Source organism: Parabacteroides johnsonii DSM 18315 (genome assembly GCF_025151045.1).
GTDB classification, from domain to species: Bacteria; Bacteroidota; Bacteroidia; order Bacteroidales; family Tannerellaceae; genus Parabacteroides; species Parabacteroides johnsonii.
This window is the reverse complement of sequence record NZ_CP102285.1, coordinates 242,862-260,493: the sequence shown is the minus strand read 5'-3', so window position 1 is coordinate 260,493 and position 17,632 is coordinate 242,862. Positions and strand designations below refer to the sequence as shown.

At 49.3% G+C, this 17,632-nt stretch carries 13 protein-coding genes and 1 pseudogene; all 14 read left to right on the top strand.

The features are described 5' to 3' along the window. A complete protein-coding gene (locus tag NQ564_RS01265) occupies positions 1-687 on the top strand; it encodes a hypothetical protein (protein ID WP_039848395.1) in 687 nt (228 codons plus the stop codon). Between the two features lie 4 nt (positions 688-691). Continuing rightward, positions 692-3,229: a hypothetical protein gene (locus NQ564_RS01260; RefSeq protein WP_008151891.1), complete on the top strand. Its 2,538-nt coding sequence runs from the start codon at positions 692-694 to the stop codon at positions 3,227-3,229. Beyond that, positions 3,226-3,951 (top strand): hypothetical protein, encoded by a 726-nt coding sequence (locus NQ564_RS01255; protein ID WP_008151892.1) that lies wholly within the window; start codon positions 3,226-3,228, stop codon positions 3,949-3,951. The genes NQ564_RS01260 and NQ564_RS01255 overlap by 4 nt, the downstream gene beginning before the upstream one ends. A gap of 19 nt (positions 3,952-3,970) precedes the next feature. After that, complete coding sequence (locus NQ564_RS01250) at positions 3,971-4,738, top strand: DUF5045 domain-containing protein (protein WP_008151893.1); 768 nt, start codon at positions 3,971-3,973, stop codon at positions 4,736-4,738. Between the two features lie 12 nt (positions 4,739-4,750). Beyond that, positions 4,751-5,596: pseudogene (locus tag NQ564_RS01245) on the top strand (hypothetical protein); the annotation flags it as partial. Positions 5,597-6,143: 547 nt separating this feature from the next. Then, a complete protein-coding gene (locus NQ564_RS01240; protein WP_008151899.1) occupies positions 6,144-6,479 on the top strand; it encodes a helix-turn-helix domain-containing protein in 336 nt (111 codons plus the stop codon). Between the two features lie 28 nt (positions 6,480-6,507). Continuing rightward, entirely contained in the window at positions 6,508-7,281 is a 774-nt protein-coding gene (locus tag NQ564_RS01235; RefSeq protein WP_008151901.1) for a helix-turn-helix domain-containing protein, read from the top strand. Positions 7,282-7,480: 199 nt separating this feature from the next. Then, positions 7,481-7,831 (top strand): plasmid mobilization protein, encoded by a 351-nt coding sequence (locus NQ564_RS01230; RefSeq protein WP_008151902.1) that lies wholly within the window; start codon positions 7,481-7,483, stop codon positions 7,829-7,831. Then, on the top strand, positions 7,828-8,904 hold the full coding sequence (locus NQ564_RS01225) for a relaxase/mobilization nuclease domain-containing protein (protein WP_008151903.1): 1,077 nt from the start codon (positions 7,828-7,830) through the stop codon (positions 8,902-8,904). The genes NQ564_RS01230 and NQ564_RS01225 overlap by 4 nt, the downstream gene beginning before the upstream one ends. Beyond that, positions 8,901-9,680: a hypothetical protein gene (locus NQ564_RS01220; protein WP_008151905.1), complete on the top strand. Its 780-nt coding sequence runs from the start codon at positions 8,901-8,903 to the stop codon at positions 9,678-9,680. The genes NQ564_RS01225 and NQ564_RS01220 overlap by 4 nt, the downstream gene beginning before the upstream one ends. Before the next feature lie 11 nt (positions 9,681-9,691). Further along, the gene (locus NQ564_RS01215) at positions 9,692-10,903 is read left to right on the top strand and encodes a site-specific integrase (RefSeq protein ID WP_008151907.1); all 1,212 of its coding nucleotides are present in this window, start codon (positions 9,692-9,694) and stop codon (positions 10,901-10,903) included. Between the two features lie 230 nt (positions 10,904-11,133). Beyond that, entirely contained in the window at positions 11,134-16,119 is a 4,986-nt protein-coding gene (locus NQ564_RS01210; RefSeq protein WP_008151909.1) for a DEAD/DEAH box helicase, read from the top strand. Between the two features lie 42 nt (positions 16,120-16,161). Further along, on the top strand, positions 16,162-17,130 hold the full coding sequence (locus tag NQ564_RS01205) for a DNA-processing protein DprA (RefSeq protein ID WP_008151911.1): 969 nt from the start codon (positions 16,162-16,164) through the stop codon (positions 17,128-17,130). A gap of 4 nt (positions 17,131-17,134) precedes the next feature. Next, positions 17,135-17,632, top strand: a complete 498-nt coding sequence (locus tag NQ564_RS01200; RefSeq protein WP_008151912.1) for an HAD family hydrolase — start codon at positions 17,135-17,137, stop codon at positions 17,630-17,632.

The window sequence follows — 17,632 nt, the reverse complement described above, 5'->3', positions numbered from 1 at the left end:
ATGAAAAAAAGACGAATCCTAATCACTCTGGATCTCTGCTACGGGCTGAACGTGATGCTTTATGAATGCGGCCTGACGAAACAGCAGATTTCAATCGACTGCCCCGCGCTCAAGGGCTTATCCCTTCGTGAATTTTGTATGCTGACGAAAGGGAAAATCCTCTCCGCAGAAGGCATGACACCGAACGAGCTGTCTTTCATCGAACGGCTGCTGGGCGAATATTCCCTCCGGCTGGGTATGCCTGACACAGAACTGGAAGCATACTTGAACCAATACTACCGGGAAAATCCCGAAGAAAAGGAATTTTATGATTTATGCGACAGAATATGCGGAATCACCCCGAATATGGACAGCGCGAACCGTTCGGAAACGACGGTGGAAGAGATGCCGGCTTTCGATGAAGAGAAATTCAGACAAGAGATGGACAGACAGCTTCACAGCAACCCTATGAACGGGAAAAGACTCGGCGATTTGGGTTGGTTACGCTACCAAAGCGTGCAAAAGGCTTATTTATGCCAGCCTTGGTATATGAGGTGGTTCTGTTCTCCCAAAGCGCGAATGAAAAGGGCTATCAAAGAGGCTTTCTGCATATATGAGATATTCTGCCTGCTCACTACGGAAAGCTGTATCGAATCCGAGCGGAAGTATTTTGAAAACAAGGAAAAGAATCCGTTAAAAGAACATTAAAACGATGAAACGACTGGCTCTCCTTATAACCGTCCTATTACTTGCTGTCATGCGGCCTGTCCATGCGCAGTATTACAGCGTGAACTACGACACCCGTACCGTGGCGGCAATGGCCGCTGCTTTCGGCACGGAAGCCGTGGCCGAGGGGTATTACCGGGAGCAGGTCGATAATATCCTGAAACATTATAACGCGGCAGAGGTGGCTGCGGCAGGGATTTTCGCTTCCAAATTCTTGGAGCACAAAGCATTTTCAGACCTCGGTATCTGGTGCAGCAGCACGGAGAACTATTATTACCGCCGGATTTGCCGTATGGTGGCCGAGAAAATCATGCCGAAGATATGGGTCGTGGCGAAACAGATGCTCCACTCGCCGCAGACGGCGATTTACTGGGGCAGTTATCTAATGAAAATCTGCGACGAGACGAAAAGCCTATGTATGCAGTTCGAGAGCGTGGTGACGAACAGTACGCTCTCGTTTTCGGACATCGTATTTCTCGAAATCAACCGGGACATCGCTGCCTTGCTGAAACTCTCGGAGATAGGCGGTATCGACTGGCAGCGAATGCTGGACGATCTGGCCGGAGTACCGGGCAACTTCACCAAAGAGAACCTGCAACATGACATCGACAACCTCTATAACATGGGGGTCGGGTTGGCAACGGCGGGTATCGACAACATCGGGGACGCCCTGCTGCAAACCAGTTCGTTCCATAACCTGATAGGCGGCAAGGTCGGGGAAATCATCAATCTGTACGACCATTACCACGCACTGTTCGAGCAGGCGGAACATAACATCGGCGGTCTTCTGATCGACATGGTGGGCGGAGAGGATAATGTCGCGGGACTGTTCGACTTCGGGAATTACGACCTCACGTCGTGGATAACCGACTATCTGGACGAAACCGCCGGAAACTATTATACCCAGCGGTGGTATATCGCCCGCCGCGAACAAGGCAGTATCTCCCTGTGCGACTACTACCCGCCAACGGACGACAACAGCATACTGAACGGCGGCGAATGGGCACGCTTCGAGACGACAGACCCCGGCTTCTATCCCAACGCTTCGCAGCGTGAACAGGCTCTCTCCAATTCGGAAGGATATGCCGGGTGGTCAAGAAACCGGGTACAGCAGCTCAACAACCAGAACGACGGCTATACATACAGTATCAACTACTGGATGAGCGCTTATGTCATCAGTCGGGGCGGCAAGCAGACGAAAAAGGCATACGCCTACGAAATCCATGTGAAGAAAAGTTGGAACCGCGAAGAGGTCATTTACGAAGATGTCTTCGATTCTTACTCGATGGATCTGAATACGTTCAAAGCGCAACTCAATGCCCGTCTCTCGGAGTTCAACGACAACGAAGACGGCTATACCTATTATATCGCTTCCGATGCACGGAACTATTATCAGGCAACCGATGCGGCGAAACTGCAAGGCTGCGAAAGCGTGACTATCAGCGTAACCTGCTCGGACGGGGCGACATTGGGACAAGGCTCGACACAATACAAGTGCCGCAAATGCGGAAGTTCGCTGAACGCTCACTCGAAGGAGTGCGCCATGCAGACTACGGTATCGGAGAATGATTTGGATTTGTCCGAGCTGGACGCTTTGTTGCAGGAAGCCGAAAACAAGATTTCCGCTCTCGAATCGCAGATAAACGCCTTGGAAAACGAGAATGCCTCCCTGCTGAAGCTGATAGCTCAAGCCAGTGTGGAAGATGCCGCGACCTACCGCCAGCAATACAATGCGAACAAGACACAAATCGACCGTCTGAAAAGCGAACTGGCGGAGTGGCAAAAGAAAAAGACGGAATATGCCGATGCAAAAACGGAAGCGGCGGCGGACAATGACGTGGCAACGGACGACTATTACCGTATTCCGGCTATCATGCAAGACTGCAAGACGGCTTACAGCCTCTCGTGGCAGGACGGCGGTGCATGGAGCGGCTACTCGTATATCCGCAAAGCGACCATGCCGAACATCAACGGCATCATCACCTTCAAAGCTACGCTTTCGATAGCCCGGAAGCCCAAGTATTTCCTCGGTATCAAGATTCACCGCGCCATTCTGCAAATCAGCTGGGAGCTGACTACGGAGTACAGCGATACGCACGTGGCCGATGTGCTGACGCTCGACCCGAATATGTCGGACGCAGAGAAAACGAAACTGGTAAACGACCGCATTGCGGAGATTGCACGGGAATACCCTTCTTGCAAGATAACGACGGAATATGCCCGCACGCCACCGTTGGAAGAAAGTCCGACCGGAGAGGTGTACCACCTGCTGTGGTCGAGCGACCGCCTCGAAATTGCAAGGGAGGTGGATTCGCGTATCACCCAGATATATGCCGACCTCGTGTCGTTGGAGAAGATGATGTACTACAAACGGAGCATTATCGACGTGTTGAAAGACGTCTTGCCCGAACTGAACACGGACGAAGGACGCAGGCTTACCCTCGTGGAAGAGTGCCATGACCGGTGGATAGAGAATGCCCGAAACCTGCGGAGCGGAGCCGGCAGAAAGGAGGTACGGCCATGAAACGCACCCTGCTGATAACGGTCGTGCTGCTGGTGCTCCTGCCCGACATCGCCAAAGCGCAATGGACATTCGACATCGTGTCGGTGGAAGCCTACATCAACGACCACAAGAAACAGCGCAGCCTGCTGCTTGCCCGCAGTACACTGGAATACAGCAACAAGCTGCTGCACGAGTACAGCCATAAGGAGGTCGGCCAGTACAAGGAGTTGAATGTGGACTTGGACCGTTACACCCGTGCTTTCGACGTTATCGACATCATGTACCAGTCCCTGCGGACAGTGCTGAACGTGAAGAATACCTATACGGCTGTCAGCGACCGTATCGCCGACTACAAAAAACTGTTGAACGATTTCAACGACAAGGTATTGAAACGCGGGACTATCGAACTCTCCGACACACGGATACTGATGATAAACGAGAAAGCCATACGGGACATCGCCCACGACGGGGAACATCTCTACAAATCGGTCAGCGATCTTGTGCTGTATGCCACGGGGGCAGCGGCCTGCTCGACCTCCGACCTGCTGATGGTACTGGAAGCGATCAACTGTTCGCTGGACGACATCGAGCGACACCTGAACCGGGCATATATCGAAACATGGCGGTACATACAGGTACGCATCGGCTACTGGAAGTCGAAGATTTACCGCGAACGTACCAAGCAAGAGATTATCGACGGTGCTTTCGGCCGGTGGCGTAGCGCAGGAAAACTGGATTATTAACGATAAAAGGGAAAAGAACATGAACAGAAAACTTTTGCTTATGACGGTAGCCGTCCTTGCAACCACGGCGGCACAAGCGCAGTCCGTGACCTACAATCACGATTCGCCGAAACAGAACCAGATTACGGTCATGGAGACCGGTACAGGCGCTCTCTCGCCCGAACTCTATTACACCGTGCTGCACAACTCTTACAAAAAGTCGGCGGCCAGTAAGAACAAACTTTCGTTCCGCACCCTTGCGGGTGTCAATCTGTACAATCAGGTGGACGAAGCGGAATCCATCGACTCGGCACTGGTCAAGCGGGCGGAAATCGAGGCGTTGAACGTGGCCGACCGGCAGATAGACCTTGCTTGGCTCGCCGAGGGGGATAAGGTCAGCGAGCAGATGGAACGGTTCAAACGCAACATCGACCGTATTCTGCTTGCCGGAGGAACGCCCGACGACAAAGAACGGTGGACGGAATATTATCAGGTGTACCAGTGCGCCATCAACGAGACCAAGAACGCTTACATGCCCAACGCCCAACGGAAAAAAGAGTACCTGCGAATCTATGAGGACGTGGTGCGACAGAACGAAATCCTTGTCGGCTATCTCGCCCGGCGGCAGAACGCTACGATTACGAGTAACCTGCTGAATGCGACCTCCGACCGGACATTGGACAAGGGCAGCGTTATCCGCGAGGCCATGAACCGATGGAACGAATCGCGCTTTGCGGTGCGTGGCTCCCAATCGGGCGGCGACACGTGCAGCGGCGATGGAGACGAGACAGTAAACAGAGGAAAATAAAAAACAGCGCACATGGCAGACGGAAATATACTTTCGGATTTCGGCATCAACATCTTGGAAGAAGAAATCGACGATGTGATTTTTCAGACCAACGAGTTCCTGACCGATGCGACCTTCACCGGCTCGCAAGGGCCTTTTTGGTGGATACTACAAATGTGCATGGCTTTGGCCGCACTCTTTGCTATCATCATGGCAGCGGGCATGGCCTACAAGATGATGGTCAAGCACGAGCCGCTGGACGTGATGAAACTCTTCCGTCCCTTGGCCGTCTCGATTATCCTATGCTGGTGGTACCCACCGGCAGATACGGGCATGGCCGGTAGCGGGAGTAGCTGGTGTTTTCTGGACTTCCTCTCCTATATCCCGAACTGTATCGGCTCGTACACGCACGACCTCTATGAAGCGGAAGCCACGCAGATAGCGGACAAGTTCGAGGAAGTGCAAGAGCTTATCCATGTGCGGGACACGATGTACACGAGCTTGCAGGCGCAGGCCGATGTCGCCCATTCGGGCACGTCAGACCCGAACCTGATAGAAGCGACGATGGAGCAGGCGGGTGTGGACGAAGTGACGAATATGGAGAAAGACGCCTCGAAGCTGTGGTTTACCTCATTGACTTCGGGCATCGTGGTCGGGATAGACAAAATCATCATGCTGGTCGCCCTCGTGGTGTTCCGTATCGGGTGGTGGGCCACGATTTACTGCCAGCAAATCCTATTGGGAATGCTCACCGTTTTCGGGCCTATACAATGGGCTTTCTCGCTGTTGCCCAAATGGGAAGGTGCGTGGGCCAAGTGGCTCACAAGGTATCTGACGGTGCATTTCTACGGCGCCATGCTCTACTTCGGAAGTTTCTATTCGTCTATATCTTGTTGATTATTAATTATATAAGTTTTACAAAATTGCTCGCGCAACAAACGTGCAACAAAAATCAGAAAAACTATTTCCCCCGTATTTAACACTATTGTAATCGAATGTTAAGAATCAGACTTGCAAGTATGAATGTTAAATCTTCATTTTCCGTCAGATGTTTTTGGGTTGGCATTTGGACTGTCACATTAGCCACTGCAACCGACAGAAATATGCTTGTACACTCCAATATTCAAGGTTGTGGCAAAGTTAGCAAATTTCTGCTGTTATAAAAACCTGTATGCAAGGTTAAAAGTGAATGTTGCCAATGGAATTTTGCCGCTGTATGACTTGTACACTTGGTGCGGAAAACCGACATCTTTTGAGTTGGCATTTTAGCTGGATATTTGTAATATAAATCGCTGTTATACAATTAGTTAAAGCCAAATTGGAGTATTGTTTTCATATCCTTTTCGCTTTAACTTTGCACTTGCCAACCTAAAGAAACACAAGCGAATGGCAACGATTAAGAACAACAATTAAACAGATAAAGACTATGTGTAAAACAGAACAGAACCCGAACGAAACCGCCTTACTCCGAAAGATGGTGGACGGGCTTAAACAGGAGGTTGAAAAGGTAAAGAACGTGGTGTATGCCTCAAAGGAAGTGCTGAATTTGGAAGAAGCGGCAATGTTCCTCGGCATATCCAAAAGCTCGCTCTACAAGATGACCCATAACCAAGTCATCCCTTATTTCAAGCCGAACAACAAGATGGTGTATTTTGAGAAATCAGAGCTTCTGAAATGGCTGCGGCAGAACCCGGTCGCATCACAAGCACAGGTTTCGGAGGAAGCACAGGCCATCATGCGCAAGCTCGCCCGTGCGGATTGATTTTCCCTACATTCAATAATTCTTTAATATGACAGACAACGAACCATTGCATATGTCTTTTGATAATCTGCCCCGTGCCGTGGCAGAACTCCATTCTAAAATCGACACGCTTACAGAAATGGTGGAGAAACTGATGTCTGCAAACGTTGCACAGCCTTTGCCGGAGATAATGACAGTGGAGGATGTATCGGCGATGCTGTGCAAATCCGTTTCCACCATCTATGCCATGACTTCCGAGCATCGCATACCCTACCGCAAGCAAGGCAACAAGCTCTACTTCATGCGCACGGAGATTAGGTCATGGCTCAATGACTCCGTAGTGCCAAAGGATGCGCCCAAGCGAAAAAGCGTGCATGAGACCAAAGACTGCGGCAACTCTCCAGACGAACCGGCTCCCGAAAAAGAGAGCGGACAAGTCGAGGAAGTAACCGGAACACAAGACATGCAAACAGGCGTACCCACACCGGATAACTGCGCCGGACAGGAACAACAAAATCCACCTTACATCATCGAACAAAGGACGCATTCAAGAAGCGGTGCGGAGATTTTCGCCGTGCGTTTCTCCAATGAATATGAAGCAGCCGGAGAACGGAAATTTAACCCAAGAGCACGGGAGTTCAACGGCTACTGGAGCGACTACGGGAACGGCGGATATGTGTTCAATACATCAGCAGATGCAGAGAACTTTGCCGATGCGATAACAGGGAAAAAGGAAACCGAGCAATCCCCAACCGATGACGCGGGGGAACAATGTCGTGACCACAATTCATCATGGCAGCCAACGCAAACGGACATACTTTAGACGGTAATACCTCTTATACAAAGGTGGGAAATTGGGCATGGAATGAACCATTTATAGAGGCGTTTTTTAGGGCTGGCAAGTTAATGTTTTCGTCCACGAAAACTACGCCACTGACGGCGACCCGACCACGCGGAAAACGGCAAGGCCGGATTGCAGCCCTAAAAACGCCGACCCATTTGTAACAGACAATAACAAGCGAATGACAGAACAAGATAACAATCATAAAGGAGGCCGCCCCAAGGCCATAAAGGGCAAGGCGCGGACTAAGACCATATCCACACGGCTCACGCTGGCCGAGTGGAAAACGGTCATGAAACGGATTGCTGATGCAGGCAAGAAGCCGTCGCACTTCCTGCGCGAACTATTGCTTCATGGCAAAGTAGTGGCGGCACGGACACAGGAGGACAGACAGCAGATAAGGATGCTGGAGGGTGGTTGCAATAACCTGAACCAGTTGACGAAGATGGCACATCAACAGGGCTTTCCGAGAACCAAAGAAAAAATCACCGCCCTGCTGGACGAGTTCAACAAAATCATCGCGGGGATATGATGGGCGACTTGAAGAAACGGGCGAGCTTCGCCAAGCTGGTGAACTATGTGAACAACCCGAAAAAGGCAAGGCTAATAGACAGCAAGGACGTGAGGCTTGACAATAATGCAACCATAGCAGCGAGTATGCAGGGACAGGCTGATGACAAGCCGGGGCGCAAACTGAAAAATCCGGTGTACCACATCTCATTGGACTTCGCCCACGAGGACACGCCCAAGCTGACGGACGGTTTGATGACTGAAATAGCACGTGAGTACATGAAGCGCATGGGCATTGTGAACACCCAATATATTGTATGCCGCCACACCGACAAGGAACACCAGCACTTGCACATCGTGGCCAACAGGGTGGACAATGACGGGAACACCATCAGCGACCGGAACGATGCCATACGCAACGTAGCGGTGTGCAAGGCTCTCACAAGGGAATACGGACTGCACTTTTCCAGAGGCAAGGTGAACGTGAAGCGTGACCGTCTGCGCGGCAAGGACAAGGTGAAATACCAAATCCATGATGCCGTCAAAGCGGCCTTGCCTCATTGTAACAGTTGGTCGGAATTGTGCGATAGGTTGGCCAAGCAGGGCATCGAGGTAAACTTCAAGCTCGACAGGCGTAACGGGAATATCATTGGTGTGTCGTTCACGAAAGATGGAATATCGTTCAGCGGTTCACGGATAGACCGCAGCATGGGCTTTTTTAAGCTGGACAAGCAGTTCGGAGGCCGTATCGCCGAGGGCTTGGAATGGAGAAACAATCTGTACCATACCCGACCAACGGCTGAAAGCGGAACAAGCCAAACGGAAACCATATATGAACCGGACAATTCATTTGAACAGACGGATAAGGCCTATTCTACCGATGGCCATGCAGAAGCATCCGGCAGCGGAACTTTCGCCGATGCCGATACGAACACAGGCATAGTCCAAGTGGGCATCAACGCACTTATCGAGTTGTGCGTCCAACCTCACCAAGCCAAGGTTTCATCCGGCGGTGGAGGTGGAGGAAACGAAAGCGGATGGAGCGAGAATGACAAGGAGAAGAACAAGTATAAACCCAAAAAGATGAGAAGATGAAAGACAACTTACAGAACATATCCGACCTTATCGGGGTATTGGCAGAGGACATTGAGGAAATCAAGAAGATACTGGCCACAAAGGACGCTTCGGACAAGGACGAGACAGTGAAAAGGCTTGCGGTGAAGCTGGAGCCAATCATACGTTTCTTCGGCGGCAGCACACCGGAGAACATCAACGGTATTTTCGGGAGCAAGGAAACCATCGAGGCATACAAAAAGTCATTGGGCGGTGAAATGATTGTGAGCTTGCAGGAATACACCGATGCCAACGACAAAGATATGCGCAAACGAGGCATCCCTACCACCAAAGATTTGCTATACAAGATATTGGAAGTGCTTACCGACCATGTGGAGAAAGACAAACAGGTTTCACAAAAGGCACGGCAAAAGCAAGGCTTCACACAGAAACTTTGTCAAGCTATCCACTTTTACAAAGTTAAAAGCGGAATCCGGCGGCTATGGGACAAAGTACCCGATGGTTGGTACAAGAATCCTTACGCATGGGCTGGTATCGTTAGTACACTCGTGTTCTTTGCCCTGTTTGCCATTAGTTGGGTGCGATGGCATGAATACCGGGAGGAAAACAGACGGTTGAGAACGGTTGCCGACAAGTACCAAGTAACCACATTCATGCTCAACGAGCTATACCCTGAACTGGCAGTGACCGTCGGTGCATACGAGAGACTGGTGGAAACGGTCGGTAAGGATTCCACGCTGGCCGTATTCAACAGGCAGCTTAAAAAAGTGAGAAATGAAAACGAATCCAAACAATAAAAATAAAGTGAATGGCATCCATCAAGGTAAAATATCGTCCTTCCGCCACAAACGGCAAGGAGGGCAGCATCTACTATCAGGTAATCCACAGGCGAACAGTCCGCCAAATCGGAACGGACTTCCGCGTGTTTGATGCGGAATGGAACAAGGAAGCATCGTCCGTCCGAATCATGCCTGAAACCAGCGAGAACAGGAAACGGTATCTCCACAGCGTTGCGGAACACATCGGTTGGGACATCCGGCGTTTGCAGGCCATCATCGCACAATGCGACAGGCAAGGCGGAAAATACTCCGCAGATAATATCATAGAGAAGTTTAACGGACAGATGGATGGGCAATCGCTATTCGGTTTCATGCAGGGAATTATCGGGCAGTTGAAGCAGCTTGGCAAAGTGCGCACGTCGGAAACCTACACCGCTGCCTTGACCAGTTTTATGAAGTTCCGCGAGGGGCAGGACATTCTTCTGTGCGAGATAGACAGCGATACCATGATGCTTTATGAGGCATGGCTCAAAAGCAAGGAAATCTGCCCCAACAGCACTTCCTTTTATATGCGCATACTCCGTGCCGTCTATAACCGTGCCGTGGAAAAGGAACTGACGGAACAGAAATATCCGTTCAAGCATGTTTACACGGGCATCAGCAAGACAGTGAAACGTGCCCTCCCGTTGAAAGCGATAAAACGCATCAAGGAACTTGACTTGACCTTGAAACCGCATCTGGACTATGCACGGGATATGTTCCTCTTTTCATTCTATACACGCGGAATGTCGTTCATTGACATGGCTTATTTGAAAAAATCGGACTTGAAAAACGGCATCATCATATACCGCAGGAGAAAGACGGGGCAGCAACTGACTATCAAATGGGAGAAATGCATGGAGGACATCATCGCCAAAAACGACGGTTGTTCCACCACCCAATACCTGCTGCCGATAATCACCAACCCATGCGCAGACGAGCGGACGCAGTACCGCAATGCCATCAGCCGTATTAACGTGGCGTTGAAAGAAGTCGCCCGTTTAGCCGGGTTGAATATGCCGCTGACCATGCACTGCGCGCGCCATTGCTGGGCAAGCATCGCCAAGAGCAAGAACATACCGCTTTCGGTCATCAGCGAGGGAATGGGGCACGATTCGGAAGAAACCACGCGCATCTACCTTGCATCGCTTGACACAAACGTGGTGGACAAGGCTAACAGCCTAATCTTAAAAGACTTGTAACCGAAAAATTTCGATGGAACCTGTTTAGCAAAAACCGTAATCCCTTGATAAGAGATATATCTTGGAAATACAAATGCTGTGAATCAATAAGTTAACAGGCTTCCAAAATCGGTTTTACTAAACAAAACCGTACCAAATATCCTTTATATCCCATTATAAATGAGGCAAAAGTGCGGATTTTGCAATATTATGCGTATCTTTGCAATATCAACTGTAACTCTTATCAAGAGATGAATTTCAAGGACATACTGCATAAATTCCGTACCGAATCGTTTACCGAAAAGGAAAAGGGTACAAAGTTCGAGCGCCTGATGCGCTCATGGCTGTTGACAGACCCACGCTACAACGAGCTTGAAAAGGTGTGGCTGTGGGAGGATTTTCCGGGGCGCAAGGACTTCGGAGGCACGGACACGGGCATCGACCTCGTGGCCAAGACCGAGATGGGCGACTATTGGGCTATCCAGTGCAAGTGCTATGCGGAGGATGCCGTGATAGACAAGCCAGCCGTGGATTCATTCCTCGCCACCTCCAGCCGCACGTTCACCAACGAAGTCACTTTCCAGACCACCCGGTTTGCCAAACGGATATGGATTTCAACCACCAACCATTGGGGAAGCAACGCCGAGGAAGCCATCCGCCACCAAGACCCGCCTTTTTCACGGGTTGGGCTTATTGACCTGAACTCCTCCTGCGTGGACTGGCAAAAACTGATGGATGGACTTACAGGAAACTCCGCGCTTGTAGAGGGCAAGAAACCGCGCAAGCACCAGTTGGATGCCATATCCAAGGCATACACGCACTATATTATTGACGGCAACGACCGTGGCAAGCTCATCATGGCCTGCGGAACGGGAAAGACCTACACCTCGCTGCTCATCACCGAACAGTTGTTGGGCGGCAAAGGACTGGTGCTGTTCATGGTTCCGTCCATCGCCTTGTTGGGGCAGTCACTCAACGCATGGTCGGCAGACGCGAAGAAACCCATCAAGGCCGTCTGCATCTGTTCGGATTCCAAAGCCTCACGGAAGATTCAGAACAAATACGACGATATGGATGACAGCGTGGTTGACCTTGCCGTGCCTGCATCCACCAATCCTAAATCCATCGCTTCGCAGTTGAAGAAATACTGCAGCCACGATGGGTTGGTGGTAGTGTTCTCCACCTACCAGTCCATTGATGCCGTTTCAGCGGCACAGCAGGAGATACTTTCCGAAACAGACGGCGAGTATGGCGTGTTCGACTTCATCATCTGCGACGAAGCCCACCGCACCACGGGCGTGAAGCTGTCGGACAAGGACGAGAGCAACTTCACCAAGATACACTCCGATGACAACGTACAAGGCAGAAAACGGCTTTACATGACCGCTACGCCACGACTGTACGGTGAATCTGCCAAGATAAAGGCATCGGAAAAGGACTGCATCCTCTGTTCGATGGACGACAAGGCTCTGTACGGGGAGGAGTTCTACCGCGTGAATTTCTCCTATGCTGTGCAGAACGGACTGCTGACCGACTACAAGGTGCTTGTCCTTACCGTCGGTGAGGACGATGTACCGGAAAACATCCGACGTGATGTAACCGACACGACCACGGAACTGAACTTTGACGACACTTCCAAGCTCATCGGCGTTATCAACGGACTGTCGAAGATGATACGGGGTGATGACCACCGCACATGGGATGCCGACCCGCACATGATGCGCCGTGCCGTGGCGTTCTGTTCGTCTATTGACAGGAGCGCAAGCAGGACGGGCATCGCATCCAAATATGTGGCTTCCGTGCTGCCGCAAATATCGGAAAAGTACGACGAGAATCTGGATGAAGAGAGCCTTTCGCATACCGTTTCGATAACCGCAAAGCACATAGACGGCTCAATGAACTCACAGGAGCGCAATGGAATCCTGCAATGGCTGGCGGATGAGCCGGACAATGACCGGGAGTGCCGGGTGGTGACCAACGTGCGCTGTCTGTCCGAGGGCGTGGATGTGCCGTCGCTCGATGCCGTGCTGTTCCTTTCCGCCCGCAACTCGCAGGTGGATGTGGTGCAGTCGGTAGGCCGCGTGATGCGCACTTTCCACAAGGGGCTGCCCGACGAGAAAAAGTACGGGTACATCATCATCCCTATTGTAGTGCCGTCCGATGTTTCTGCGGAGGAAGCACTCGACAACAGCAAGACCTTCGATGTGGTCTGGGAAATCCTGAACGCATTGCGCTCCCATGATGACCGTTTCAATGCGATGGTAAACAAGATTGCGCTCAACAAGCAGAAACCCAACAAGCAGTCCTATACGCCGTCCGTCACCATCGGCAGGCCGGGGTTGGGCTTTCAGGAGGGAGAGGAAGAAGCACGGCAGATGGAGAACGCGGAAATCGCCCGACAGTTGGAACTTCGTTTCGGCGAATTGCAGGACGGCATGTATGCCAAGCTCGTGGAGAAGTGCGGCGACCGCCTCTATTGGGAGAACTGGGCAAAGGAAATCGGTCTTATCGCGCACAAGTTCATCGAGCGTATATCCAAACTTATCCAGTCCGGCGTACACAAAAAGGCGTTCAACGAATATCTCAAGGGATTGCAGCGCGACCTTAACCCGTCCGTGGACGCGGCACAGGCCATCGAGATGCTGGCACAGCACATCATCACCCGTCCGGTGTTCGATGCGTTGTTTGCCGATTACCAGTTCGTGAACAACAATGCCGTGAGCCGCTCCATGCAGCGCATGATAGACCTTTTGCAGGAGCAGGCTTTCGAGAAAGATACCGAAGTGTTAGAGAAGTTCTATCAGTCGGTGAGGACAAATGTAGGCGGCATAGACAATCTGGAGGGCAAGCAGACCATCATCAAGAACCTCTATGAAAAGTTCTTCAAAGGCGCGTTTCCGCTCACCGTGGAGAAGCTGGGCATCGTCTATACGCCCGTGGAGTGCGTGGACTTCATCATCCGTTCCGTGGATGATATCCTAAAGGCAGAGTTCAACACTTCGCTGACCGAACAGAATGTGCATATCCTTGACCCGTTTGTGGGCACTGGCACATTCATCACGCGGCTGTTACAGTCCGGCCTTATCCGACCGGAGGACATGGAGCGCAAGTACCTGAATGAAATCCATTGCAATGAAATCGTGCTGCTGGCCTATTATATCGCCGATGTGAACATTGAATCGGTATTCCATGACATTACCCGTCGGAAAACCTATTTGCCGTACAGCGGCATCTGCCTGACGGACACATTCCAACTGGCAGAGAAGAAGCACAACGAACTTTTCACGGAGTTCTTCCAGGACAATTCCAAACGGGTGAAGAAACAGATGGCCACACACGTGAGGGTCATCGTGGGGAATCCTCCGTATTCCATCGGGCAGAAATCGGCTAATGACAATGCACAGAATTTGTCATACCCTGCATTGGAAAGAAGAATAGAAGATACATATGTAAAAAAATCATCTGCAGCTTTATTAAAAGGTGTTTATGATAGCTATATCAAGGCTTTCCGCTGGGCCTCAGATAGATTAAACCCAAATGAAGGAGGAATTATTGCTTTTATAACAAATTCAGGCTGGCTTGACAAACCAATGGGAGAAGGTTTTAGAAGGACAATAGAACAAGAATTTTCAAAGATTTATGTATTTGACCTCCGTGGAGCTGTTAGGGCAAAGACAAAAGAAAATGCTCGTAAAGAAGGCGAAAATGTTTTTAATATCATGACAGGCGTTGCTATTACAATTCTTGTTAAAAATCCCGCACATCAGAAAGAAGACAAATGTGAAATTTTATATCGAAACATTGGCGACTATCTTACTCGTGAACAAAAACTTAAAATGATAAAAGACTTTCGCTCCATTACCTCAAAGAAATTGGATTGGCAAGTCATCATGCCTAATGAGAAGGCTGATTGGATAAATCAACGTGACGGTGTTTTCGATAGTCTGATTCCACTGGCTCCTGAAAAGAAATTTTCGCTGGGTACTCAAAGCGTTTTTAGTACTTATGCTATTGGTATAGCTACTAATCGCGATGCTTGGGTATCTGGTTTTTCAAGAGAAAAGATTGCAAGTAATATGCAGTCAATGATTACATTTTACAATCAACAAGTTGGCAAAGACGACATTTCAGAAGATAAAACAAAAATTAGCTGGACTGTTAATCTTAGGAATGATTTGGGTAAGTGCGTAAAACACCAATACAAGGCGACAGCCTTTGTGAATACCGCATACCGGCCATTCAACAAAATGAAATTATATTATCATCGACCATTCATAGAAAGACCAGGAATATTTGATAAATTGTATCCCAAATCTTTTGACAATCAAATGATAACCCTCACAGGGACGGGGTATAGGAATGACTTTTCCTGTCTTATTACAAATATATTCCCTAATCTTCATTTATCAGAAAATGGTCAATGCTTCCCACTCTATTGGTACGAAGAAAACAATAATCCGCAGGCTTCCCTTTTCGATGATGCAGAAACGAACTATTATATCCGTCGTGACGGCATAACCGACTGGATTTTGAAGGAAGTCCGTAGTCGTTTCGGAGGTTCACGAGCCATCACCAAAGAGCACATTTTCTACTATGTATATGGTCTGCTTCATTCCAAGCAATACCGTGAGCGTTTCGCCGATGACTTGAAAAAGTCATTACCACGCATCCCCATTGTAGATAATGTGCAGGACTTCATGGCCTTTTATAAAGCTGGAAAGGAGCTTGCCGACCTGCACCTGAACTACGAGCAAGGTATTAACGTGCAAACAACAGGACATGACGGCGATTATACATTTTTCGCAGAAATGCCCATGTTGGCACATCGTTTCTTTGGTGTAAAGGTTATTGGCGACAACAACATTTGGCAGAGCGAATGGGCAGATGAAACTTATCAATACTTCGCCGTGGAGAAGATGAAATTCGCCAAAGTCCGTGATGAGAACGGGAAACTCGTTGCAGATAAGACACGCATCATTTACAACGGTCATATCACCATCGAGAACATTCCACTCAAAGCCTACGAGTACATTGTTAATGGCAAGTCCGCAATCGAGTGGATAATGGAACGCTATGCCGTCACCATCGACAAAGCATCCCAAATCAAGAACGACCCTAACGACTGGTCAAGAGAACACGAGCAACCTCGCTACATACTCGACCTCCTGTTGTCAGTAATAAATCTCTCTTGTCAATCGGTAGACATTGTGAATACTCTACCTGAGTTGAAGCTATGATGAACCAAAATCATAAAGACGAATCCTAAAAACATCAAGACTATGACACTTTCGACCGAAATGATACTGACTCTCCAACAATTGGATGGTATTGGAAATAAAACGATTTTAAAAATAGCCAATCAAGCACCAACCTCCATTGGTGACTTCGGACAACTTTGCGATTTTTGGAAGTCGCTGAAAGGAAAAAAATTTGAGTCCTTTTCTAAGAGAGACTTTGAATATGCCTATCAAACCGCACTGCGTATCAAGGCGCGCTGCGAGCAAGAAGGAGTTGGTATCATTTCCTACTACGATGATGACTTTCCTAAAATGCTTCGTGATTGCACCGATGAAACAGGGAAGCTCAATCCTCCTATCATTCTTTATTACAGAGGAAACGTAAAGGTATTGGAGAAACCGGGGGTAGCGGTAATTGGCACAAGAGAACCAACGATGAACGGCACACAGGCCGGGAAATACTTTTCAAGTGAATTTGCCAAAAGAGGGTATAACATTGTTTCAGGACTTGCAATGGGATGCGATGCTGCAGGCCATCAAGGTGCATTGGAGGTTGGCGGTGTGACCACTGCTTTTTTGGCTAATGGGCTTGATTGGGAATCTATCTATCCAAAAGAGAACCTTGAACTAGCAAAGGACATCGTAGAGAAAGGAGGTTTGTTACTTAGCGAATATCCCGTTGGTCAGAGTTGTGGTAGATATGGCTTAGTTGCTCGTGACAGACTGCAAGCAGGACTTTCTTATGCTACAGTTGTTATCCAAACAGGCGAGAAAGGCGGCACCATGCACGCAGTCAATGCAACGATAAATTCCGGCAAACTCCTGTTTGCCGTAGAATACAAGAGCGATGAAGATTGCACCCATGAAAAAGTGCAGGGCAACATAAAGCTCATCAAAGAGGGGAAAGCGTATCCCCTGCGTTCGGCATCAATAAACGAGGTTTTCCTGATGTGTGAGAAAGCCATCCGCTCAGAAGTGAAAACAGTCAAACAAACATCATTATTCGACTGAGGGTATGAGAAGCATTATTTTCGATATGGACTTAACCCTGGTTGATACCACTCTGTTGGAAGAATCGCGTCATCGCAGAGATTGGACACAGGCATATAGCTTGATTCCACATACAACAATGTATGATGGCATGGCTGGCGTTCTGGAAATCATCCGCAAATGTAACATAAAAACTTGTATTGTAAGTACATCTCCACGGCCATATATTGATAAACTGGTAGCATATTACCACATACCAGCCCAGTACATTGTAGGCTATCATGATGCAAAGCCAACAAAGCCACACCCGGCACCCATGCTCAAAGCAATAGAACTTATGGGCATTTCGGCTAAAGAAGCCATATCGTTTGGTGACCGAGTAATTGACATCCAATCATCGAATGCAGCTGGTATTGAAAGCGTTGCGTGCTTTTGGGGGACAAAGGAAAGAGTAGAACTCCTACATTCGGGGTATTCTCATGCCATTGTCAAACCGGAAGAGATACTAACCTTAATAAGATGA